The 21999-nt window shown below is 41.3% G+C and carries 18 protein-coding genes; 13 read left to right on the top strand and 5 right to left on the bottom strand.

All coding sequences use genetic code 11. The features are described from left to right. The first annotated feature begins 5 nt into the window (after window positions 1-5). From AAC147_RS19665 to AAC147_RS19630, 8 genes are all read left to right on the top strand, one after another. Window positions 6-425 (top strand): acyl-CoA thioesterase, encoded by a 420-nt coding sequence (locus tag AAC147_RS19665; RefSeq protein WP_047684128.1) that lies wholly within the window; start codon window positions 6-8, stop codon window positions 423-425. 117 nt (window positions 426-542) lie between these two features. Next, entirely contained in the window at window positions 543-2882 is a 2340-nt protein-coding gene (locus AAC147_RS19660) for a bifunctional salicylyl-CoA 5-hydroxylase/oxidoreductase (RefSeq protein ID WP_231571525.1), read from the top strand. Window positions 2883-2932: 50 nt separating this feature from the next. Then, complete coding sequence (locus AAC147_RS19655) at window positions 2933-4084, top strand: cupin domain-containing protein (protein WP_047684125.1); 1152 nt, start codon at window positions 2933-2935, stop codon at window positions 4082-4084. Beyond that, window positions 4075-4986 (top strand): fumarylacetoacetate hydrolase family protein, encoded by a 912-nt coding sequence (locus AAC147_RS19650; RefSeq protein ID WP_047684122.1) that lies wholly within the window; start codon window positions 4075-4077, stop codon window positions 4984-4986. The genes AAC147_RS19655 and AAC147_RS19650 overlap by 10 nt, the downstream gene beginning before the upstream one ends. Before the next feature lie 35 nt (window positions 4987-5021). Continuing rightward, window positions 5022-6050, top strand: coding sequence for a carbon-nitrogen hydrolase family protein (locus AAC147_RS19645; RefSeq protein ID WP_047684120.1), 1029 nt, complete (start codon window positions 5022-5024; stop codon window positions 6048-6050). Further along, window positions 6047-6793, top strand: a complete 747-nt coding sequence (locus tag AAC147_RS19640; protein ID WP_047684118.1) for a maleate cis-trans isomerase family protein — start codon at window positions 6047-6049, stop codon at window positions 6791-6793. Before AAC147_RS19645 ends, AAC147_RS19640 begins: the two co-directional genes overlap by 4 nt. A gap of 188 nt (window positions 6794-6981) precedes the next feature. Further along, complete coding sequence (locus AAC147_RS19635; RefSeq protein ID WP_047684115.1) at window positions 6982-8403, top strand: aminotransferase-like domain-containing protein; 1422 nt, start codon at window positions 6982-6984, stop codon at window positions 8401-8403. A gap of 119 nt (window positions 8404-8522) precedes the next feature. Then, the gene (locus AAC147_RS19630) at window positions 8523-9101 is read left to right on the top strand and encodes a HutD/Ves family protein (RefSeq protein ID WP_047684112.1); all 579 of its coding nucleotides are present in this window, start codon (window positions 8523-8525) and stop codon (window positions 9099-9101) included. A gap of 114 nt (window positions 9102-9215) precedes the next feature. On the opposite strand, the gene AAC147_RS19625 is transcribed toward AAC147_RS19630, so the two are convergent. Then, entirely contained in the window at window positions 9216-9839 is a 624-nt protein-coding gene (locus tag AAC147_RS19625) for a beta/gamma crystallin domain-containing protein (protein WP_047684110.1), read from the bottom strand. Between the two features lie 353 nt (window positions 9840-10192). After that, the gene (gene lhgO / locus AAC147_RS19620; RefSeq protein WP_047684107.1) at window positions 10193-11383 is read right to left on the bottom strand and encodes an L-2-hydroxyglutarate oxidase; all 1191 of its coding nucleotides are present in this window, start codon (window positions 11381-11383) and stop codon (window positions 10193-10195) included. A 486-nt stretch (window positions 11384-11869) separates the two neighbouring features. On the opposite strand from lhgO, the gene cynS reads away from it, so the two are divergent. The 5 genes from cynS to tnaA all read left to right on the top strand — a co-directional run bounded on the left by cynS (window position 11870) and on the right by tnaA (window position 19986). Further along, window positions 11870-12340, top strand: a complete 471-nt coding sequence (gene cynS / locus AAC147_RS19615; RefSeq protein WP_047684105.1) for a cyanase — start codon at window positions 11870-11872, stop codon at window positions 12338-12340. 598 nt (window positions 12341-12938) lie between these two features. After that, complete coding sequence (locus AAC147_RS19610) at window positions 12939-13775, top strand: alpha/beta fold hydrolase (protein ID WP_047684102.1); 837 nt, start codon at window positions 12939-12941, stop codon at window positions 13773-13775. 679 nt (window positions 13776-14454) lie between these two features. Next, on the top strand, window positions 14455-17199 hold the full coding sequence (locus AAC147_RS19605; RefSeq protein ID WP_052189685.1) for a non-ribosomal peptide synthetase: 2745 nt from the start codon (window positions 14455-14457) through the stop codon (window positions 17197-17199). Between the two features lie 11 nt (window positions 17200-17210). Next, window positions 17211-17957, top strand: coding sequence for a thioesterase II family protein (locus AAC147_RS19600; RefSeq protein WP_052189683.1), 747 nt, complete (start codon window positions 17211-17213; stop codon window positions 17955-17957). A 622-nt stretch (window positions 17958-18579) separates the two neighbouring features. After that, window positions 18580-19986 (top strand): tryptophanase, encoded by a 1407-nt coding sequence (gene tnaA / locus AAC147_RS19595; RefSeq protein ID WP_047684099.1) that lies wholly within the window; start codon window positions 18580-18582, stop codon window positions 19984-19986. An 87-nt stretch (window positions 19987-20073) separates the two neighbouring features. On the opposite strand, the gene AAC147_RS19590 is transcribed toward tnaA, so the two are convergent. The 3 genes from AAC147_RS19590 to AAC147_RS19580 are packed head-to-tail and all read right to left on the bottom strand — an operon-like array spanning window position 20074 to window position 21991. After that, window positions 20074-20817 carry a metallophosphoesterase family protein gene (locus AAC147_RS19590; protein ID WP_047684096.1) on the bottom strand — a complete coding sequence of 248 codons (744 nt, stop codon included), beginning with the start codon at window positions 20815-20817 and terminating at the stop codon, window positions 20074-20076. After that, the gene (locus AAC147_RS19585) at window positions 20814-21512 is read right to left on the bottom strand and encodes a VUT family protein (RefSeq protein ID WP_047684094.1); all 699 of its coding nucleotides are present in this window, start codon (window positions 21510-21512) and stop codon (window positions 20814-20816) included. Before AAC147_RS19585 ends, AAC147_RS19590 begins: the two co-directional genes overlap by 4 nt. After that, window positions 21509-21991 (bottom strand): hypothetical protein, encoded by a 483-nt coding sequence (locus AAC147_RS19580; RefSeq protein ID WP_047684091.1) that lies wholly within the window; start codon window positions 21989-21991, stop codon window positions 21509-21511. The genes AAC147_RS19585 and AAC147_RS19580 overlap by 4 nt, the downstream gene beginning before the upstream one ends. Window positions 21992-21999 lie beyond the last annotated feature (8 nt).

The raw sequence follows: 21999 nt of genomic DNA, 5'->3' as shown, positions 1-21999 counted from the left end.
CACTGATGAGCCTGCTTAGATTTGTACAGCCTCATAAGATTCGATTTTCTGAATGTGATCCTGCGGGGATTGTTTTTTATCCCCAATATTTTGTGATGTTCAATAATTTGTTCGAAGACTGGTTCGATGAATTAACTTCAATCGGATACGCCAATTACATTGCTAAGCATCGCTTTGGTCTGCCAACTGTTCATTTAGAGGCAGAGTTTAAAGCGATCAGCAGAATGGGAGATCAGGTTTGGCTGGAGTTAAATGTTGAGCAGATAGGCAAAAAATCACTGAAACTTCGCCAGCGCTGTATCAGCAAGGAAGGAGAATTAAGGATGAGTGCAGTTCAGACTTATGTGACGACATCACTGGATACCCATCAGGCTATCCCGATCCCTGATGAACTTTATTACTCATTAACTAAATCAATACCTTAATTAAAACAATGCCTTAATTAAAACAATGCCTCAACTATATATAACCTAAACTAAATACCTTAACTGAATCCCTGAATTTATGCGCCGTGGCAGGTATGGTGTAACGGGAGAGAAACCATGAACAAAAAAAATATGAACATCGTATGTATTGGCGGCGGGCCAGCGGGTTTGTATTTCGGTTTGCTAATGAAATTACAAAATCCTGCTAACCGTGTTGTCGTGATCGAGCGTAATCGTCCCTATGACACTTTTGGTTGGGGGGTGGTGTTTTCGGATGCAACATTGGAAAACCTGAATGCGGCAGATGCGGTATCAGCCAGTACCATTGGTGCAGAATTCAGCCGTTGGGAAAATATTGATATCCATTTCAAGGGAACGATAAATCGTAGCGGCGGTCATGGATTTATCGGTATTGGCCGTAAAAAATTACTCAATATCCTGCAAGATCGCTGCCAGCAGTTGGGGGTTGAGTTGGTGTTCGAAGTACAGGTTAAGGACGAACAGGAAATCGCCCGAAGATACGATGCCGATTTGCTGATTGCTTCTGATGGGATCAACAGCCAAATCCGCACCCGCTATGCTGAGGCTTTTGCACCTGATATTGATCAACGCCATTGCCGTTTTGTCTGGTTGGGAACCCGAAAAATATTTGATGCTTTTACATTTTTGTTTGTTGAAACAGAACATGGCTGGTTTCAGGTTCATGCCTACCAATTTCAGGAAGGATTATCGACTTTTATCGTTGAAACTACAGAAGAGGCATGGTTAGCCGCAGGTATCGATAAAATGTCACAAGAAGAAGGCATTGCATACTGTGAAAAGATATTTGCCCCGTGGCTGGATGGATATGAGTTGATATCCAATGCAGCGCACTTACGCGGAGCTGCTATTTGGATCCGTTTTCCTCGTGTCATCTGTCATCATTGGGTGCACTGGATCAGGCCGGAGGGCGGTAACGGCAAAAATGTACCGATCGTGTTAATGGGGGATGCTGCCCATACCGCCCATTTTTCTATTGGCTCCGGGACAAAACTGGCATTAGAAGATGCGATTGAGCTGACTAACAGTCTGAAAACGCATCAGGGAGATTTGTCTGCGGGCTTGTCACATTACCAGAAAGTACGCAGTGTGGAAGTGTTGAAAATCCAAAATGCGGCACGTAATTCCACGGAATGGTTTGAAAATGTAGCGCGCTATGAAGATTTTCCGCCGGAACAGTTTGCGTATTCTTTGCTGACACGTTCACAACGTATTTCTCATGAAAACCTGAGATTGAGGGACAAAACATGGCTGGAAAGTTATGAACGTTGGTTTAATCAGCAGCCTGACCAACAGTCTCCCTTAACTCCACCAATATTGACACCTTATCCGGTGCGGGGAGTCACCCTGAAAAATCGCGTCGTGATTTCTCCTACCCTACTGTATAAGGCCGTGGATGGCATACCGGGATTATTTCATCAGGTCCATCTTGGTAGCAGAGCATTGGGCGGTGTGGGGTTGGTGATCGCCGAAATGACAGCAATTTCACCACAGGCGCGTGTGACGCCTGCGTGCACAGGATTGTGGAATGATCAACAAGTGCAGGGATGGAAGTTGATCACCCATTTTATCCATCAGAACACAGATACTCTGATAGGTATTCAATTGGGACATGCCGGGCGACGAGGTTCGACCCAACGGGGATGGGAACAGTCTGACCATCCGTTGCCGGAAGGTAACTGGCCCCTGGTGTCGGCATCAGCTGTGCCTTATTTATCAGCGATTTCACAAGTTCCGGCCGCTATTACCAGGGCACAAATGAGTGAGGTTATTGCACAGTTTGTCGCGGCAACCCGCCGGGCTATTGATGCGGGCTTTGACTGGTTGGAAATTCAGGCTGCCCACGGTTATCTGCTTTCCAGTTTTATTTCACCGATAACTAACCTGCGTGATGATGAATATGGCGGTACATTGGAGAATCGACTTCGTTTCCCGTTAGCTGTTTTTAACGCGGTACGTGATGTCTGGCCGGCTGATTTGCCGATATCTGTGCGCATCTCTGCCACCGATTGGGTTGAAGGAGGAACTAGCATTGATGAAGCTGTTTTGATTGCCCGGCACTTCCACAATGCGGGGGTGGATATGGTGGATTGTTCCACAGGGGAAGTTTCTGCTGAACAACGGCCTGTGTACGGGCGTATGTATCAGACTCCGATGGCTGATCGTATTCGTAATGAGGGCAATGTGCCGGTTATCGCGGTTGGTGCGATTACAGACGCTGATCAAATCAATGGCATTATTGCTTCTGGCCGGGCCGATCTCTGTGCTTTATCACGTCCATTTTTATCCGATGCGGCCTGGTTGCTACATGAATGTGCCAGATATGGCTGGACAAACGTCGATTGGCCGAAACCCTATCTTTATGGCAAACAGCAACTGGAACGCCAATTGATGCAGATACAGCGAGGTATTCAATAGGTCTCAGGTTAGCTTTCAAATCACAGTTACCATCCGTACAGGAGATAGCCATGTCTCAACAAGAAAATGTTCAATCACATGATCAATATCGGGAAAACATTATCGGTCGCGCTAATGTCGCCGATAACCCTGAACTGCTGGCTTATTACCAAGAACTGGAGAAACACAGAACAGGTGCACTCTGGACAATCGCTAATAAAATTGAACCGTGGCAACCGAAATCCGCTTCGGTTCCGGTACTTTGGCGTTATAGCGTTCTGCGTGAACATGTCCTGAAATCTGCTGATTTGGTTACACCAGAAAAAGCGGGACGTCGTGTGGTCTATCTAAACAATGCTGGAGATCCGGGTTCATCCAGTGCCGTGGGGTTGCTTTATTCCGGGATTCAGACTATGCGGCCGGGAGAAGCGGCATCAGCTCATGCTCACTCCTCTTCCGCCCTGCGTTTTATTATGGAAGGGCGCGGAGCTTATACCATTGTTAATGGACATAAAATGCCGCTGGAAGCGAATGATTTTGTTTTAACCCCTGGTGGAACATGGCATGAACATGGCGTTGATCCTGATGGTTCACAATGTATCTGGCAGGACGGTCTGGATATTCCGTTAGTCAATGTACTGGAAGCTGGCTTTTATAAGGTACATCCTGATTTACGTCAGGCGGTAACAGAACCTGTGGATGCCTCTGTTGCTCTTTGGGGAGCACCGGCCTTGCGTCCGCAAAATATCGGTTGGGATAAACCTTATTCTCCGTTGTTCAAATATCAATGGGAGCCAACCTATGCAGCACTGCAACGTTATGCCCATGTTTCAGAAGGTTCACCCTTTGATGACATTCTGATGCACTACACTAATCCGTTGACCGGAGGTCATGTGATGCCAACTCTTGGTGCCAGTATGCAGCTATTACGCCCCGGATTCGTTGGTAAGGCGCACAGGCATACGGGGAGTTTTATCTATCAGGTAGCGAAAGGACAGGGCTACTCTGTTATTGATGGTCAGCGGTTTGACTGGCAGGCGCGGGATATTTTCTGTGTTCCTTCATGGGCGCTGCATGAACATGTCAATACATCACAAACGGAAGATGCTTGTTTATTCTGTTTCAATGACCTGCCAGTGATACAGGCATTACAGTTGTATTATGAAGAAGCCCTGACCGATAACGACGGACATCAACGAGTAGGAGGAGAAAGATGCGTTTAATCACTTATCGTACCGAAATCACTGCTGCTGCACGATTGGGGGCAATTGTAAATAATCATGTAGTGGATTTGGCAAAATTGGCCGCTCATGCCGGAAGTATCTTACCGGATAACATGCTGGACTTTATCGAATTAGGGCCATTGGCCGTAAACAGTACAGCTATATTGTTAAATTCATTTGAAGGTCTATGGCCAACCGGCGTGACCCGGCCATTGGAGAATGTAAAAATTCTGGCTCCCATTCCCCGCCCGCGCAAAAACATTTTCGGCATTGGCCTGAATTATGTTGAACATGTTGAGGAATCCAGTCTGTCTCTTGATACAGCAAAAGATCTGCCGAAAGAACCGATTATTTTTTCTAAGCCGCCAACCACAATCATTGGTCCGGGGGATGCAATTGAACACAATCGTGAAATCACCCGGCAATTAGATTGGGAAGTGGAGTTAGCCGTGATCATCGGGCAGCGTGCGAAGGGCGTACCAGAGTCTGACGCACTGAAATATGTCTTTGGTTATAGTTTGATGATCGACATGAGCGCTCGTGATTGTCGCCGTGCCGGGCAGTGGATCTACTCTAAAGGTCAGGATACCTATGCACCTTTTGGCCCTTGCATTGTCACTGCTGATGACATTCCCGACCCGCATAATCTTGCTTTGCGTCTGAAAGTTAATGGAGTGACTAAGCAGGATTCCAATACTCATCATATGTTATTCAAGGTTAATGCTTTGATCGCAGATATCAGCAAGGGTATTACACTGGAGCCGGGAGATATCATTGCGACAGGAACGCCATCCGGTGTTGGGGCAGGGCGCGATCCGCAGGAATGGCTATGGCCGGGGGATGTCATTGAAGCACATCTTGAGAAAATAGGTGATTTGCGCCACCCCGTTATTGCTGTGTAACTTTTCCGATAGACGAAAGAAAACAGGAGCCTGCTATGCTGAATCTTCCTAAATTTAAGGCAGCTACGGTACAGGCTGCGCCGATCTTTCTGGATACGGAAGCGACAGTTGATCTCGTTTGTCAGCTTATCCAGGAGGCGGCAAATAATGGTGCCAGTCTGGTGGCTTTTCCTGAAGTATTTATTGCGGGGTATCCCTATTGGAACTGGGTAATGACGCCCGTTCAGGGCAGCCCGTGGTTTGAAAAATTGTGCAAATCTGCCATTGAAGTGCCGGGAGATGAGATCCATAAAATCGCTCAGGCCGCTGCTCGTCAGCATATTAATGTCGTGATTGGCGTGAATGAGCGCAGTCCCACAGGTATTGCAACACTTTATAACACGCTGGTGACTATTTCTGATAACGGGTGTATTTTGGGGCGCCATCGTAAACTGATCCCGACGTGGGCTGAAAAACTGACATGGGCGAATGGTGATGCTTCTTCATTAAAAGTGCATGATACGAGTATTGGCCCACTGGGAGTGCTGGCCTGTGGTGAGAATACCAATCCGTTGGCACGTTTTGCTTTGTTATCTCAGGGAGAGCTGGTACATGTTGCCAGTTATATCTCCCTGCCTGTTGCACCAGCAGATTATGATATGGCTGAGGCGATCCGTTTACGTGCAGCTGCGCATTGCTTTGAAGGTAAAGTTTTTACCCTCGTTTCTTGTTCCACTATTTCCCCGGAAATCGCACAGGCTATGACAGCCAGCCATCCCGAAGCTGAACAATTGCTGGCACGTCCTAATAGTGCGTTTACGGGAATTATCGGGCCGGATGGGCGTGTGATGGGGCATCCTCTGATTGATAAAGAAGGAATTGTCTATGCGGAAATTGATCTGAACCGTTGTATTCAACCCCGCCAGATGCACGACATAACAGGGCATTACAACCGTTTTGATATTTTTGATTTGAAAGTGAATCGCCGTGCTACGAATGCGATCCAGTTTATTGATTCATGGGATCAGGCAGATTCTAATCTGTGTGCTGATTGGGTTAATCCCACACAAGAGGATCGCTTATGAGTGAACAGCGTAACTTCCGGGTCGGGCTGATTGTGCCTTCGTCAAATACCACTATGGAAACGGAAATTCCCGCTATTCTGCGCACGCGGGAAATGATCACCCCTGAACGTTTTACCTTTCATTCCAGCCGCATGAGAATGAAAACGGTCAGAAAAGATGAACTGGCATTAATGGATGCAGAGAGTGATCGCTGTGCATTGGAGTTGTCGGATGCGTCAGTGGATATCGTGGGATATGCCTGTCTGGTAGCCATTATGAGCATGGGGAAAGGATACCATCGAATTTCGGAAAAACGTCTTCATTTACGGACACTGGAAAATGGTTATCCGGCTCCGGTTGTCACAAGCGCAGGAGCATTGGTGAACGGGCTTCACGCTTTGGCAGCGAAACGGATCTCTATATTGACACCTTATATGAAGCCATTGACTCAATTAGTGATTGATTACATCGAAAATGAGGGCATTGAAGTCATTGATAGCATCTCGTTGGAAATCGCGGATAACCTCGCTGTCGGGCGACAAGATCCTCTTGCACCAGTGGAAATTACTAAGCGCTTGAACAGTAATGTCGATGTTATTGTTGCTTCTGCCTGCGTACAAATGCCTTCATTGGCATCAGTACCTTTGATCGAGGCGCGTGTGGGAGTACCTGTTATCTCCGCCTCTGTGGCAACGACTTATATGATACTGAAACAGCTTGGGCTAAGCACATTCGCTCCGGGATTTGGTTCACTGTTATCTTGAATAGATACCCGTGACTTAAACTGGCCAGCAAAGTGAGAAGGGGCAGGCAAATAAAATGTAGGTATTCGGATATAATAGTGAAAGATTATTAATATCCTGGATATATACCCGATGGTTTTTCAGAATGCAGCTAAAAAAACTGCAATTGAGAAGATGACGGGTATAGCAGTTTAACCAAAGGCCTGCATATGACGCGCTACGAACAACTGGCAGTAACAATCCGTCAACAGATAGAGGATGACATTTGGCAAGTGGGGGACAGGTTGCCATCACTGCGGGAATCGGTGAAATCGTCGGGATTAAGTTTGATGACGGTGCTGCAAGCCTATCAATTATTGGAAAGTCAGGGCTGGATCGTGGCACGTCCGCAATCAGGCTATTATGTTGCCCCGCGGATAAAACCCTTTGCAGCGGTAAAAGGGGGAAAGAAACTGAATCTGAGTGAAAATGTGGAGATTAGTGCCTCAATTTTTGATGTCTTACAAGCGTGTAAAGATCCACAAATCGTTCCTTTTGGTTCCGCATTTCCTGATCCTTCCTTATTAGTAGAACCCAGATTAGCCAAAACACTGGCGTCAGTCGCTCGTCGCTTTGTTCCCCACAGTTCATTGGCTAATTTACCTCCGGGAAATGAACGATTGAGGCGTAATATATCCCGTCGTTATGCCGCACAAGGTATCCATGTTTCTCCTGATGAAATTGTGATCACAGCAGGCGCAATGGAATCGTTGAGTTTCAGCTTACAGTCAGCAACTTCCCCCGGAGATTGGGTCGTGATTGAGTCACCGGCTTTTTATGGCGCATTACAGGCTATAGAGCGTTTACGTTTGAAAGCCATTGCCATAAAAACGGATCCAAAAACAGGTATTGATTTGGATGTACTGGAAGAAGTTGTTGGTAAATATGAAATAAAAGCTTGCTGGCTGATGTCCCGATTTCAGAACCCATTGTGTGTCAGTATGCCGACAGAAAATAAACAGCGGTTAGTTGAAATTCTGAACCGAAGCGGCATTATCCTGATTGAAGATGATGTTTATGGCGAACTCTATTTTGATCAGGACCCGCCGATGCCAATTAAAGCATGGGACAAGGAAAATAATTTCATGCACTGTGCATCCTTTTCAAAATGTCTTGCTCCCGGATATCGCGTCGGATGGGTAGCTGCGGGAAAACATGCGATAAAGATCCAACAATTGCAGATGATGAGCACCGTTTCAGCCAGTATCCCCACACAGTTGGCGATTGCGGAATACCTGACTCAGGGAGGATATGATACCCATATACGGCGGTTGCGGCGTCAATTGGAGCAAAGGCAACTTCAAATGCTGCGGGCAGTCAGTGGATATTTCCCACAGTCGGTCAAAGTTAACAGCACGCGTGGTGGTTATTTTATCTGGCTGGAATTCGAACCGCCTTTCAATGCTAATCGGTTATATCAACTGGCGCTGGCTAAAGGCATCAGTATTGCGCCCGGCAGCATGTTTTCCACCAGCTCTCAGTTTGATCACGCTTTCCGGTTGAATACCTCATTTGCATGGAATGAAACTCAGGCGGCAGCCATGAAAACATTGGGAAGTTTGTGTCGTATGTTATTAAAGGAATACGGGTAATTAATCACATTTTAATTGTTTCTTGGTTGCGGCAGGAAAAATTATTTGCGAAGTTTACAATTGGACATTTATTGCCTCTTCAGGTGTAAGTAGAACAGTAAGAGTAGTGAAAGGAGAGCATGAGAATGAAATGTTTCGATTATGCAACGTTACCAAGAGAACAATGGGCTGGAGGGATCGGGGAAGTAAGGGATATTGTTTGCTGGCCGGTTGCTGATGATTTCGCTTGGCGTGCTTGCTTCACATCTATTCATCAAAATGGGGCACTGGGGCAATTTCCTGATATTGATCGCTCCATCGTATTATTGAAGGGAAAAGGCATCCGTTTAACCAGTCCGGGTTTTCTGGAACATGAGCTGGTGAAAAAAATGACCCCTTTCCATTTTTCCGGTGATATTCGGGGGCATGTTGAACTGTTGGATGGATCTGTTCAATGCTTCAATATCCTGATCCGCCGTTCTTCCTGGGTTTCTGAAATTTCTGTGGTGACTGCTGAACGCCGCTTACCGACATCTCACAGCGGAGTGCTGTATGTTCTGAAAGGGCGTTGGGAAATGATCGGCACAAATTCTGTTCAGCTTGCTTTTGGGCAAGGTGCATGGTGGTTGCCAGAGGATATACGGGAAGGGGCGATTAAACCGTTAGTTGCTGATAGCCAGTTATTGTGGGTGGATTTATACCCGAATAGTAAATATTAATGAATTTATCATTAAAGCTAGTTTGGCAATATTAATTTGAACTGAAGTCATTATTAATAAGCCCCTTTTCAGGGGCTATATTAAAATTACCCACTAGACAAAATTGTTTTCACTTTATTTGTTGTGAGGAAACTCTTCTAAATAGAAATTAAAATGATAACTGCTGGCTTTTTCAAACCGCATATAGGGAGGTATTGTATCATAAGTAACAATATCAAGGTCAGTGCCATTATATTTAAAATAAACAGCACCATTAGTTACCACGATATTTTGATCATTAAATACGGCGACAGAGGTAACATATAGTTGCCCATCTTTTGGTATTAGGCCAACGACTTCATAGTCGCCATTTGAATAACAGTTTACAGCATCAGGAATGGTATAAGTTTGGATATTTGCCCTAAATACCTGATCTATTCCTGATTCGTTAATCAATTTTATTGCCAGCAAATCACGGTTTGACGGAGATACAATAAATTTTGACAAGCCTTGAATATCACTAATATCAGCCTGACTTGAATCCCATTCGCGATAAATTTGTCCTGCTTGACTATCACTGCCATGCCGCCAGGCAAAAACTATTGACTCCAGGCCAACTTCGACAGAAAGAAACTGATCATTGAGTGGGGTGCCTATTAAATTTACTTCTGTACTATTTTCTGGATATTGATAAGAACAACCCGTGTAATTTTTTTGGGTGTAAAATATAGCGCCATTGGCGAGCTTATTTTTAGACATAATAGATATTCTCCTTACGTTTATTCCAACAATGTCAAACTAGAATAAGGAGAAGAAATTATGTGTCAAGGTGGTGAATAACTCTTATATTGAGACATGGTTTTAAAAAAGATTTGTTTAAATTTAGAAGTGTGAAAATTAATAAATAAGCGCATTTTTATTTATCAAGGTTTGATTTTATTTAATCTCTATAATATTTATTTTCTTAATAGCCTTTCAGATAAATTATTTTCATAAACCTTGATGAAAATGATATGCCTAAAAAACAAATTTAGTTATTTTAGGGGCGTTATGACTACTTCGGTAAGCGCATGGTGAGTTTACCGTGCGCTTACTTCTGAACAACTCAGCGCTTAAATTGTTTCAAAATATTGTCTTACAATTTCTCTGCCAATTTCAAACGATGCCGTAGCGGCAGGCGAGGGAGCATTGCAAACGTGCAGTGAGCGATGGCCCTTCACAAAGTGAAAATCATCCACCAGTTTGCCATCAACTGTTAATGCCTGGGCACGAACACCCGCTGGCCCCGGTATGATATCTTCGGGCTGTAAATCAGGAATGAGCTGGCGGGCATTGTCAGTAAAGTGCTGGCGTGAATAGGAACGGCGTATTTCTGCCAGGCCTTCACCAAAGTAGCGTGTGGCAATTTTCCAGAATCCTTTGTAAGTCAGTATTTCCGTCAGATCCCGCAGGCTGAAATCTGTTTTATGATAGCCTTCACGCTTAAATGCCAATACTGCATTAGGGCCAACATCCCGTTTGCCATTGTGCATACGTGTGAAATGAACACCTAAAAACGGAAAATCAGGGTTGGGGACAGGGTAAATCAAGTGATTAACCAAATAGTTTTTACTGCTATCCAAGACATAATATTCACCACGGAATGGTACAATCTTCATACCAGTATCATAGCCCGCCAGCTCAGCAATCCTGTCGCTATGTAGTCCGGCACAGTTCAACAGCCATTTGGCCTGATAACCGCATTGTTGAGTCTGTACCTCAACATAACCACTATGTTCACGGATAGCTTTTACCTGTTGTTGACAGTGAATATCTCCGCCTCTGGTTTGTATGATCTCAGCCAGTTTTGCTGCAATTTCCTGATAATTCACGATCCCTGTATCCTGCACCAGAATGGCTTCCAGGCCGTTGACATAAGGCTCACGTTCTTTCAAAGCAGCTTGTGATAACCGACTGACATTAAGATCATTTTGTAAACCGCGTTGATAAATATTTTCCAATAAAAGGAGTTCTTTTAATTGAGTTGCAACAATAACTTTGCCGCAGCGGTCGTAATATAAGCCATGTTCTTGGCAAAACTGATATATCGTTTGATTGCCTTTTTTCGCCAGACGCGCTTTCAGACTGTCGGGGGGGTAGTAAATACCAGAATGGACAACATTGCTGTTATGACCACTCTGATGAGCAGCCACATTCTTTTCTTTATCCAATACTAGCAGGCGTAAGTGTGGATGATGTTCTTGCAGGGCATTGGCAGTACCAAGCCCGACTAATCCTGCACCAATAATAATCACGTCATACATTTTTACTTTGCCTCTTTAATTGTTTTTTCTCAATTGGCTCCAAAGTCATGCTTGCTGCTATTGTCCGGTGGGGCTTAATCATACAGGAGTTGGAGGTTGCGATAGAAAGAGAGTAAATACCAATTAATGCCGTCATTATCATGTAAAGAATGGACAGCACATTCAAGTCACTGCCTTGCATCAATAATGTGGGGTTGTATACCAAAATAAAAGGGATGATAAAACCAGCCGGACAACACTCCATATATTGGATAGCGCACCGAACACAGAAAACAAAGAAATTATGAATGAATAGAACTTGCTTCTCGGTTTACTGATAAATTTCAGATTTTGAAACCTGCATCTTCAAATGAGATAGGTATATTACGAGTATACATAAACGCCAACTATTCAAAAAAATTAATAAGATTCGTAAAAAATGATACTTAGACATTATAGATAAACAGTTACATTATAGTGTCAAAATGTGTCATACAGGAAAGTAATATGTTACAAGTATTAGCGACTCAAACATCTCGCTTGGAACTGACTGAAAGCATTATTGTAGCTAAACTTGCTAAAAATCTTTCATGGGAAGAGATTGCAAATGGTACAGGAATGAATGTTGCTTTTGTGACGGCGGCTTTACTTGGACAACATCCGTTGCCTATAGAGGCAGCAAAGAAGGTTGTTGAGCAATTGGGTCTTACAGATGATGCGGTAAAGCTTCTACAGGCTGTCCCTATGCGAGGTTCCATTCCAACAGGAGTACCAACTGATCCAACGATTTATCGTTTCTATGAAATGTTGCAAGTATATGGAACAACATTAAAAGCATTAATACATGAACAATTTGGTGATGGTATTATTAGCGCAATTGACTTTAGGTTAGATATTAAGAAAGTCGAAGATCCAGAAGGCGGAAGTCGGGCAGTAATAACTTTAGATGGTAAATACTTACCTACTAAACCTTTCTGATGATAATTTTTTAGAAATAAGCCAGCATCATTTTATGAAGTTGGCTTATTGATTAATATGATTTTTTTAAGTCTATAAAGAAGTTGTGTAATTTATAGTTAAAGTACACACTAACTTGCATATTTTTCATTTAGCAGGGTACTGCCTGATAACACGAGATATTCTTAATAGGTAATAAGGTATTTGAAATATAGAGAATAGAGATTGATATCACAATCATAAAATTAATAGTTTATTCATTTATTTTTGTAGAAGTTTGAACCATATCATGTCTTTATTCAACATCATTAATTTCATCGTTAATTACTCTTTTTCATAGTAAAAACATTTCATATTGGAACACGGAAGTTATTGAAAGAATCAATCAGGAAAGTTCAAAAATAATGGTAATGAATTCCTAAAGTTGTTATTTATTTAAGAATTATTGAGGGAAAAAATCAGATGTATGTGAATGTTAATAATTGAGAGGGGACAAAAAATACCGTAGTGTCATGCTATTAGTCTGTAAGACATAAAGATATCAAGGTAAAATGCAATAATTTACTGTATTTTTCAGCAGAAAAATTACTCTTCAATTCATTCATTAGGAGATAGAATCATGGCGGCTGCACACACTAATATTCATTACTATGATATATCTACCCTTTATGCTCGTATTTCAGTATTAGATACTGGCGGTAATCGGCTTCCGGTTCTTTTAATACATGGTAATTCAAGTAGTAAAGAGATATTTCGCCATCAGATTGAGTATCTTAAAAAGGACTATCGGGTTTTAGCGCTTGATTTACCGGGGCATGGTGCATCTTCTAATGCCAATGATCCACGTCAGACATATTCAATGCCGGGTTATGCCCGTACCGTTATTGAAGTCCTGAACAAGATTGGAATTAACAGAGTGGTTGTTTTTGGCTGGTCATTAGGGGGGCATATCGGTCTGGAAATGCTGGCACTGTACCCCAAAATGATTGGGCTGATGATTTGTGGTACACCCCCTGTGGCTGCTGGTAAAGAGAATGTCGCACTTGGTTTTCGTCAAAGTGAGCATATGGGGCTTGCCGGGAAAGCTGATTTTACTGAAGAGGATGTGAAGAATTATGCTTATCAAACAGTCGGTGTTAACGCTCCCCATGAACCGTTTATCTTTGAAGCAGTAGCAAGAACAGATGGTTTGTCACGCCAGTATATGTTTGAAGCTTTTACTTCCCCACAGGCGACAGATCAAAAGTTATTGGCCGAAACAAGTAAAATACCTTTGGCTATCGTGAATGGGGCAGGTGATCCTTTTATCAATGCCGAATATATTGAAAGTTTGCATTATCAAAATCTTTGGCAAGATCAAATTATGAGTTTGGTCGGTGTGGATCATGCACCGTTTTGGGAAGCACCAGCTAGGTTTAATCCGATATTGTCTGATTTTCTTTGTGATTTCCAATAAATTCGATTAACTAATTGAAAATATGATTGGCTGGGAAATTTATGAGAATGTATTCAAATAAATTTTCCAGTTTCATCTGTTTTTTTCCTTCATTCATTTGATGAACCTAAAGAGTGGGTTATAGATGAAACTTGTTTGGCATTAGTTCACTATGCAGCGCAGGAGATCCAGCAGCAAAAACAGGCACTGTCCGACATTGATAGTATCTAAGGCGATAATAAAGTAATAATAGGATAACGATAGGATAATAGTATAATGTTGAGCTCTGACAGTAATGTGTTGAAAAAATCACCGCTGACAGGTTGGATATAATTTTATTTGTTTAATATTTTAACACATCGTTTAATTTTGTTTCCATCATTTCTATTATTCCTATTATATAACATGATATTTGCATAATAAGATATGCTAGTCTGACAATGATTATGAAAAAAAGAGTTATGAAAATAATATTTTCTATTATAGAAAGATGTTTTCGATATTATTAATCTATACCCGTTTCATCAATGTTGATATTATCCGGAGTAAATTGATTTCTATTCACAGCTAATCTATTCGTATTTAACCTATTTACAGTGAACAAAGAGGTAACTAAAAAATGAAGGACATACATTTGCGCAGAATAATGTGCTGATTACCATGAATGACAGTCAATTTATGGAATAAAAGGAAGATAATTATGCGAGTTGAGTCGTTGTCAGAGCGTCATTCAAATCATTCCGTATTTTGTTGTGTGCATGAACTATTTGAGCAGCAGGTAGCGAAAACACCGGATGTTATTGCCATAAAATTTGGTGAGCACTCATTGTCTTATGATGAATTAAATCGTAGAGCAAACAGATTGGCCCATTATATCCGTCGGCACCACCATCATGATGGTGAAAAAATTTCTCCGGTAGGTATTTGTCTTGAACGTAGCATTGATGCGATTGTTGCGGTTATTGGTGTTTTAAAAGCCGGAGCTGCTTATGTCCCGATTGATCTGAGTTATCCTATTGAGCGTCAATCTTACATTTTAACCGATTCTAATGTCTCAGTTGTTATTTCCCGTGGTGATATTGAATTATCATTTCCTGAGACTATCGCACGTATTGATTTAGCTCAGTATGATTTTTCCGATAGTAATAATAAAGAGAATACCAATAGCGATAGTTGTGATATAGAAAACCTGGCAGTAGCTTGCTCCCCTCAAGATCTTGCCTATTTAATTTATACCTCAGGTTCGACAGGAAAGCCTAAAGGGGTTTGTATGCCTCATCAGTCGTTGGTGAATATGTTAGCCTGGCAAATTCATCAGCAAGGCGATTATTTTGGTAAGAAAACGTTGCAGTTTTCTCCACTAAGTTTTGATGTCTCATTTCAGGAAATATTTTCAACTTTATCCAGTGGTGGTGAGTTAGTGTTGATCTCCAATCATTTACGATTGGATCAATTGGCTCTGGTCACGTTTATTGCAGAACAGCAGATTGAACGAATATTTTTGCCTTATGTCGCATTAAATGGTTTGGCAATGGCGGCGATTGCACAGGAATGTTATCCAGAGAGCCTGATTGATGTGATCACGGCGGGGGAACAATTGGTTATTACCACTGCTATCAGGCAATTTTTTCAGGCATTGCCCCATTGCCACCTGCATAACCACTATGGCCCATCAGAAGCTCATGTTGTGACGGCTTACACTTTGGAAGGCAAAGCAGAAGAATGGCCGGTTCTGCCTCCTATTGGCGCACCGATTGACAATATTGAAATCTATCTGCTGGATACCAATAACTGTGTTATTAAGGATGAAACACCGGGTGAGCTGTGTATTGCGGGGGCACAACTGGCCGAGGGTTATCATCAGCGGCCGGAAGAAACTGCGGCTAAGTTTGTCAATATTGCAGTAAATAGTATGCCTTCCAAACGAATGTATCGCACCGGTGATTTAGCAAAATGGCGCAAGGATGGTTTGCTGGACATTCTTGGCCGAATGGATTTTCAGGTCAAAGTACGGGGTTATCGCGTTGAATTGGGTGAAGTTGAAGTGCTGTTGATGAAACACCCGGCAGTGCGTGATGCTGTTGTGTTGATACAAACAGCGCGGGAACAAAGTGAAAGTTCAGAAGACAACCGGTTAATTGCTTTTGTGATTATTTCAGAACGTGCTTTGCAGCATCATTCACAGAGCAGTGTGAAAGAGAGCATTCAGCAATTCATGAAAAAAGTGGCGCCTGATTATATGCGGCCGGCAGCCATTGTTATTGTCAATCATTTTCCTTTATCTGCCAGTGGCAAACTCGATCGCAAGGCTTTTCCGGTTATTGCTATTGGAAAACTTAAACAACAGGATGCCGCTCTGGCAAAAGAGGGGATCGAAAAAACACTGGCTGAAATATGGAGTGAATTGTTCGGGGTTAAAAAAGTCAGCAGACATGCTCAATTCTTCAATTTAGGTGGTAATTCACTGTCAGCTATAAAAATGGTACAGGAATTACGTCGTCGCGGATTGATGGTGGAAGTACATATGCTGTATCAACATCCTGTATTGTCCGAATTAGCCATTCATTTGCAGGCTTGCAACTCAACAGATATCGGCTCCGATGGGATGAAATGCCCCAAGATGACGGCATCTTTGTTAAAAGATGATAAACCGTCTTCAACGCCATTTGATGTGGAAACCTATTTAGGTATCGATACCGTGACGGCCCAGGCGTGGTGGCAGTTACCGGAGAATTTGTGTCATCAAATACGCCAACAAGCTAAGGTACATGCTGTCAGTGTTGCTGCTATTTTTCACTTGGTTTGGGGCAAAACAGTGGGTTGTCTGGTTGGGCATAATGACGCTGTTTTTGGCACGGTTTTATCGAGGCATATGTTTGCAGGCGCGGATACTGAGAATGAGGCAGAGCAATTTATTCACCAATTTATTCACATAGTGCCAATGTATATGCGTCTGGATAATTTGCCTGTGCTTGAGTGCCTCTGGCTTGTTCAAGACAATCTGGCACAGTTGGTCAAACATCAGAAGGTATCGCAGGCACTGACCCTGCAATCGTTACAACAGCAATTATCACAATTGTCGGGAACTGCACCATTATTTACTTCATTATTGAATTATTATCATAGTGAAATACGTAGCATCTTTCCGGCAGAGCCACTATTGGCAGTAACGCCTTCTGGTGATGTCGGGCCTTTCAGTCGCGCTTGTATTGTGAAACATCCGATTTACATCAGTATTGAAGATATTGGCAAAGACTTTGCGATCCACATACAGGCGGAACAGGGGGTTAATCTTGAACGTGTCAGTGATATTTTCCAAATGATATTACAGAAAATTGTTACCGCTCTGGACAGTGCGCCGGAGAAAAAGATAGATCGTATTAACCCAATTACCGGTAATTCCGATCATTTTATGACGCACTTAACGAATAATCAGATTAACTAAAGGCCTTAATTTTGACTGATTCAATCCTGTATCCTGCGTTCAAAAGAGCAGAAGCGAAAGTTCAACTTGTGTTTTTACATCATGCTGGTGGCTCCAGTTACTCTTATTTGCAACTTTCTCAGAAGCTATCTGGATTTATAGAAACTTACTGTATGGAACTGGCAGGCAGGGGGTCGCGTTTCATGCAGCCATTTCAGACGGATGCTGAAACGGTAATATCCGATCTTCTGGCTTCGATCAAACGGTTGAAACTGGGAGAAGATAAGTCCTTACTGTTGTTTGGTCATAGCCTGGGAGCAGAGCTTGCTTACCATGTAGCCCGAAGATTAAAAAGTGAGGCACCGGAAAAGAAATTGGGCCTTGTGCTTTCTGCGCGGGGAACGTCCGCTCCGGATGATTTACGAAATGAGACATTATCAGAAGCAGAAATAATAGGCTTGCTGGAAGCATTTGAAGAGACGCCGCAGGATGTTTTCACACACCCTGAATTGCGAAAATATGTGGTTAATGCCATGCGAAGTGATCTCCGTCTGCTGGCTTCTTTATCCCGGTTGCCGAAACCGGTGATAAATTGTCAGGCTTATGTGATTGGTGCGGATCATGATGAGCACGTGCCTGTCCCTTGGTTGGCACAATGGCGAGAAATATTTACCACGCCCGTGACACAAAAAGTTTTTGCAGGTGAGCATTTCTACTTGTTTTCCAGTGATGAAGTTATTGATTGGATAGAGGAGCGAGCGCGGGAATTGGCGGCCTGACTTTCCAAACTATACTCAATAAATTTCAAGCTGCATCACGGTGGCCGACCTGTGGTGAAAGACGAGAGGTATATCTATAAGCGGGTGTCAGCAATGCTGACACCCGTATTTGCAGATACATTGAGGCTAAAATAAATATAGCACTATATAAACCATTTTCTGTCAGAAATTGTAACAAATAGTTCTTAAGACAATTATACGTGCAGGCAATTTGGGGATTAAATTCTATTACCATCTGTGATTCGGTATATTTAATTCAATTTTTTTGTTGTTAATTTGTAAATATTCATTCGGCTGTCGTGTTTATGTTAAATAATTATAGACATAAATACTTTGTTGTTGTATAAGCTCATGCTGAAAACACTCATGTAATATAAGGTCAATGTATGAAATTATGGTTGATGTTATATAAGTTTTTTTCCAAAATACAGTCCAATATTGGTTATCGAATATTGCAACCTCTCCCTGCCTGTCTTTAAATTACTTTTTGCTAAAAATTATTTTTAAAACTTTGCATTTATAAGCAAAAAGACTTGTGCATTTTCACTGAGAAATAGTAAGTATTTTGTTCATTATGCAATGCGGTTCATTATTGTTTTTCTTTTTAATTAGGTACATTAAGATGAAGCGTATTCCAGAGCCCTTTCGCATTAAAATGGTAGAAAATATTTATACCACAACTCGTGCAGAGCGTGAGGCTGCATTGGAAGCTGCGGGATATAATCCATTTATGCTGCCTTCTGATAGGGTTTATATTGATTTACTGACTGATTCTGGAACAGGTTCCATGAGTAATCAACAGTGGGCTGGTGTGATGATGGGAGATGAAGCTTATGCAGGGTCTCGCAACTATTATCATTTAGTCGATAAAGTCAAAGAGTTGATCGGTTATAACTATACTGTTCCTACTCACCAAGGGCGTGGAGCAGAGCAGATTTTATTTCCTGCTTTGATTGCCCGAAAAAAATTAAAAGGTGGAGCTAAAAACCCCGTATTTATTTCTAATTTTCATTTCGATACAACAATAGCACATGTGGAATTAAATCACGCTAAGGGGATCAATGTTGTTACAAATAAAGCCTTTGATACGGAAAATTATTATGACTGGAAAGGTAATTTTGATATTGAATTACTAAAACAAACCATCGAAGAATATGGCAAGGATAATATTGTCGCTATCATAACAACGATTACTTGCAATAGCACAGGAGGGCAGCCCGTTTCTCTTGCCAATATGAAAACAGTGTATGAGATCGCGAAACAGTATGATATCCCAGTTGTGATTGATTCAGCACGTTTTTGTGAGAATGCCTGGTTTATTAAACAGAGGGAAAAAGGTTACGAAAATAAATCAGTCAAAGAGATCGTTAAAGAGATGTATCAATATGGCGATATGCTGACTATGTCAGCGAAAAAAGATCCAATGGTAAATATCGGAGGTTTTTACGCTGTTCGTGATGATGAGTTGTTATTTAATGAAGTGAGTGTTAATTGTATTCCGAGTGAAGGGTTCGTGACTTATGGCGGGCTTGCCGGGCGTGATATGGAAGCGATGGCAATTGGTCTTGAAGAGGGGATGAATGAGAATTTTCTATCTTATCGCATTGGTCAGGTGACTTATTTGGGGGAGCAATTAAGAAAAGCGGGGATCCCTATTCAATATCCGGTTGGAGGGCACGCAGTCTTTGTCGATGCAAAACGGTTTTTACCCCATATTCCGAGTGGGCAATTTCCAGCTCAAGCGTTGAATAATGAATTATATTTGGCAGCAGGTATCAGAAGTGTGGAAATTGGCTCTTTATTATTGGGGCGTGACCCGCAGACAGGTAAACAAAAGGAATCACCGATGGAATTGATGAGATTGGCTATTCCTCGCCGTGTTTATACCAATGATCATATGGATTATATCGTAGAGGCTTTTATTGAGTTAAAACAGCGAGCGACCGATATCCGGGGATTAACTTTTACTTATGAACCACCGGTATTACGCCATTTCATGGCCAGATTTAAGCCAGTTTCTGAGAAATAAGTGATATACGCTGTAATTTTCAAAATGTAGTATCACAATACAATCTCAAGTTGCAGTATAGGCAACTTGAGATTAAGGGTATAAATATTAATAACTACATGAAACTACGGATAAATCAGTTGAAAAATCAATAATATTAAAACCAAAACCTTTTGCTGTTTTGACGGTATTTGTGCCTAATAACCATTGGAATGAAACTGCGGGTGCAACACTGATTGTCATCTCATTTTTATGCCAAATACGTGAGGTGTGTGCATGCCCACAACCAATAAATTTAATCTTATACTTCTCACATAGCGCCAGTAGAGCATTAGCGTTTTCCAGCATACAGCTATCTACAATTGGCGTACCAACCGGTTTGACATGGTGATGCATAAATAAAGCAATATTAAAATTACTGTTTTTAATAATTCTTTTTTCTAATTCTGCAAGGTTAGTTATAGTGATGAAGCCATAATCTTCACCTTCAACAACAGTGTTGATATCAGTAATATACCAATTGTCCCTATTATATTCACGGGAGATGATATTATATTTTGGTTTGATTTCTTTAAGGGCAATGTTAAATTTATCCTTGAGATCATGGTTGCCAAGTATTGTGAAGTAAGGTGTGTTGAGTGATTCCATTTTATTTAAAAAATATCTGTAAGCATCGGTGTCACCATCATTTGCAATGTCACCTGAGACTATAATTAACTCTATTTTGTTAATAGTCTGAATACGACGTATTTCCTCACAAATGATATCGAAATTGTTATAAAGATTTACATCAAATATTGTTTTCTCTCTTTTCTGAGTCAGATGTATATCTGTTAACTGAATTACTTTCATTTTTTATTTCCTCCAAAAGTAAACGGATTATATGATATTCCCCAGTCGTATACATCGGCAGATTCTAATTTTTTGACTTTATCTGCTAAGATGATACCGATAGGTAAAAGTATAATAGACATTATTACTTTATAAGACCAAGTTGTAGAAATTATTATGATTAATTCATTTACACTATATTTTGAAGAAAGGCTTATAGGGTATGATGATAATAAAAGAGCTGCTTGTGTGATCATTGAAGCAATGATATATCTGAGAAAAAAGAAGCGACCAAGGAAAACTTTTTTTAGAGAAGATATTACAAACCCATTGATAAAGTAAGAAATTGGCACAGAAGTCCATGTGCCTACCATAACGCGCCAAAATTCGCCAAACAATGACTTAAAATTCATTGAGATTTGATTATTTTCTGGTTGAATATGTGACGCAATAAAAATGACCATTACAAAAATTGATTGGCATAAGACCATAATCCAAACTGTTTTTACTCCTTGTCTATAACCATAAACTTCTGTTTGAACTGTGGATATAAGAAAATAAAAAGAAAATAGAATTCCGCTAAAAGTAATTTTAAGGCCATAAAAATCCAGAGTCTTATAGACAAGAACGTCACAAGTTATCATGATTGTGACGGATAAAGAAATAAATAAAGAATTATACTTGAAATTTGAGTTGGCAGGGTAGATTTGAGTCACTTTATTACCTTTAAGTTTGCAGATTTAGATGATTTTATTCTTTCTGTTTTGGAAATTTCATCGGAAATTTTTCTTCCATCTTTTAATCCAGATAGGTAGGCTATCCTTATAAGGCTGGCAGGGTCTAATTTTCCTATAATATTCTGATCTGAAAGCAGCTCTTTTCCATTTATTGTTCTGCGAGAATATTCATTTTGTATAGTAAATGACAGATCTCTGTTTTCTTCTATTATCTTGAATTTTTGTTTTTCTTTCAGATCATGCTCTTCGAATTTTGCTATAAAAATAATATCATAAGGATTGATATTATATAATAAATCACTTTCAAAAATATCTTCTGCTCTCACTTTTATACATGTATGAGTACCTAATTCTTTTAAGATGTAGAACCCGTTTTCTTTTATTGGTTCGAACTTCTGCAAATTGTAAATGTAACGAGGCTTGAATATCTTTCTGAAAAAATCAATTATTTTACCCACAATTAAAT

Source organism: Xenorhabdus sp. NBAII XenSa04, from assembly GCF_963866145.1.
Taxonomy (GTDB): domain Bacteria; phylum Pseudomonadota; class Gammaproteobacteria; order Enterobacterales; family Enterobacteriaceae; genus Xenorhabdus; species Xenorhabdus indica.
Note: the sequence above shows the minus strand (reverse complement) of the source record. Positions and strands in the feature narration are given on the sequence as shown.

Coding starts and splice junctions, on each gene's coding strand:
- AAC147_RS19665 (WP_047684128.1), top strand. CDS start 6: ATGAGCCTGCTTAGATTTGTACAGCCTCATAAGATTCGATTTTCTGAA.
- AAC147_RS19660 (WP_231571525.1), top strand. CDS start 543: ATGAACAAAAAAAATATGAACATCGTATGTATTGGCGGCGGGCCAGCG.
- AAC147_RS19655 (WP_047684125.1), top strand. CDS start 2,933: ATGTCTCAACAAGAAAATGTTCAATCACATGATCAATATCGGGAAAAC.
- AAC147_RS19650 (WP_047684122.1), top strand. CDS start 4,075: ATGCGTTTAATCACTTATCGTACCGAAATCACTGCTGCTGCACGATTG.
- AAC147_RS19645 (WP_047684120.1), top strand. CDS start 5,022: ATGCTGAATCTTCCTAAATTTAAGGCAGCTACGGTACAGGCTGCGCCG.
- AAC147_RS19640 (WP_047684118.1), top strand. CDS start 6,047: ATGAGTGAACAGCGTAACTTCCGGGTCGGGCTGATTGTGCCTTCGTCA.
- AAC147_RS19635 (WP_047684115.1), top strand. CDS start 6,982: ATGACGCGCTACGAACAACTGGCAGTAACAATCCGTCAACAGATAGAG.
- AAC147_RS19630 (WP_047684112.1), top strand. CDS start 8,523: ATGAGAATGAAATGTTTCGATTATGCAACGTTACCAAGAGAACAATGG.
- AAC147_RS19625 (WP_047684110.1), bottom strand. CDS start 9,839: ATGTCTAAAAATAAGCTCGCCAATGGCGCTATATTTTACACCCAAAAA.
- lhgO (WP_047684107.1), bottom strand. CDS start 11,383: ATGTATGACGTGATTATTATTGGTGCAGGATTAGTCGGGCTTGGTACT.
- cynS (WP_047684105.1), top strand. CDS start 11,870: ATGTTACAAGTATTAGCGACTCAAACATCTCGCTTGGAACTGACTGAA.
- AAC147_RS19610 (WP_047684102.1), top strand. CDS start 12,939: ATGGCGGCTGCACACACTAATATTCATTACTATGATATATCTACCCTT.
- AAC147_RS19605 (WP_052189685.1), top strand. CDS start 14,455: ATGCGAGTTGAGTCGTTGTCAGAGCGTCATTCAAATCATTCCGTATTT.
- tnaA (WP_047684099.1), top strand. CDS start 18,580: ATGAAGCGTATTCCAGAGCCCTTTCGCATTAAAATGGTAGAAAATATT.
- AAC147_RS19590 (WP_047684096.1), bottom strand. CDS start 20,817: ATGAAAGTAATTCAGTTAACAGATATACATCTGACTCAGAAAAGAGAG.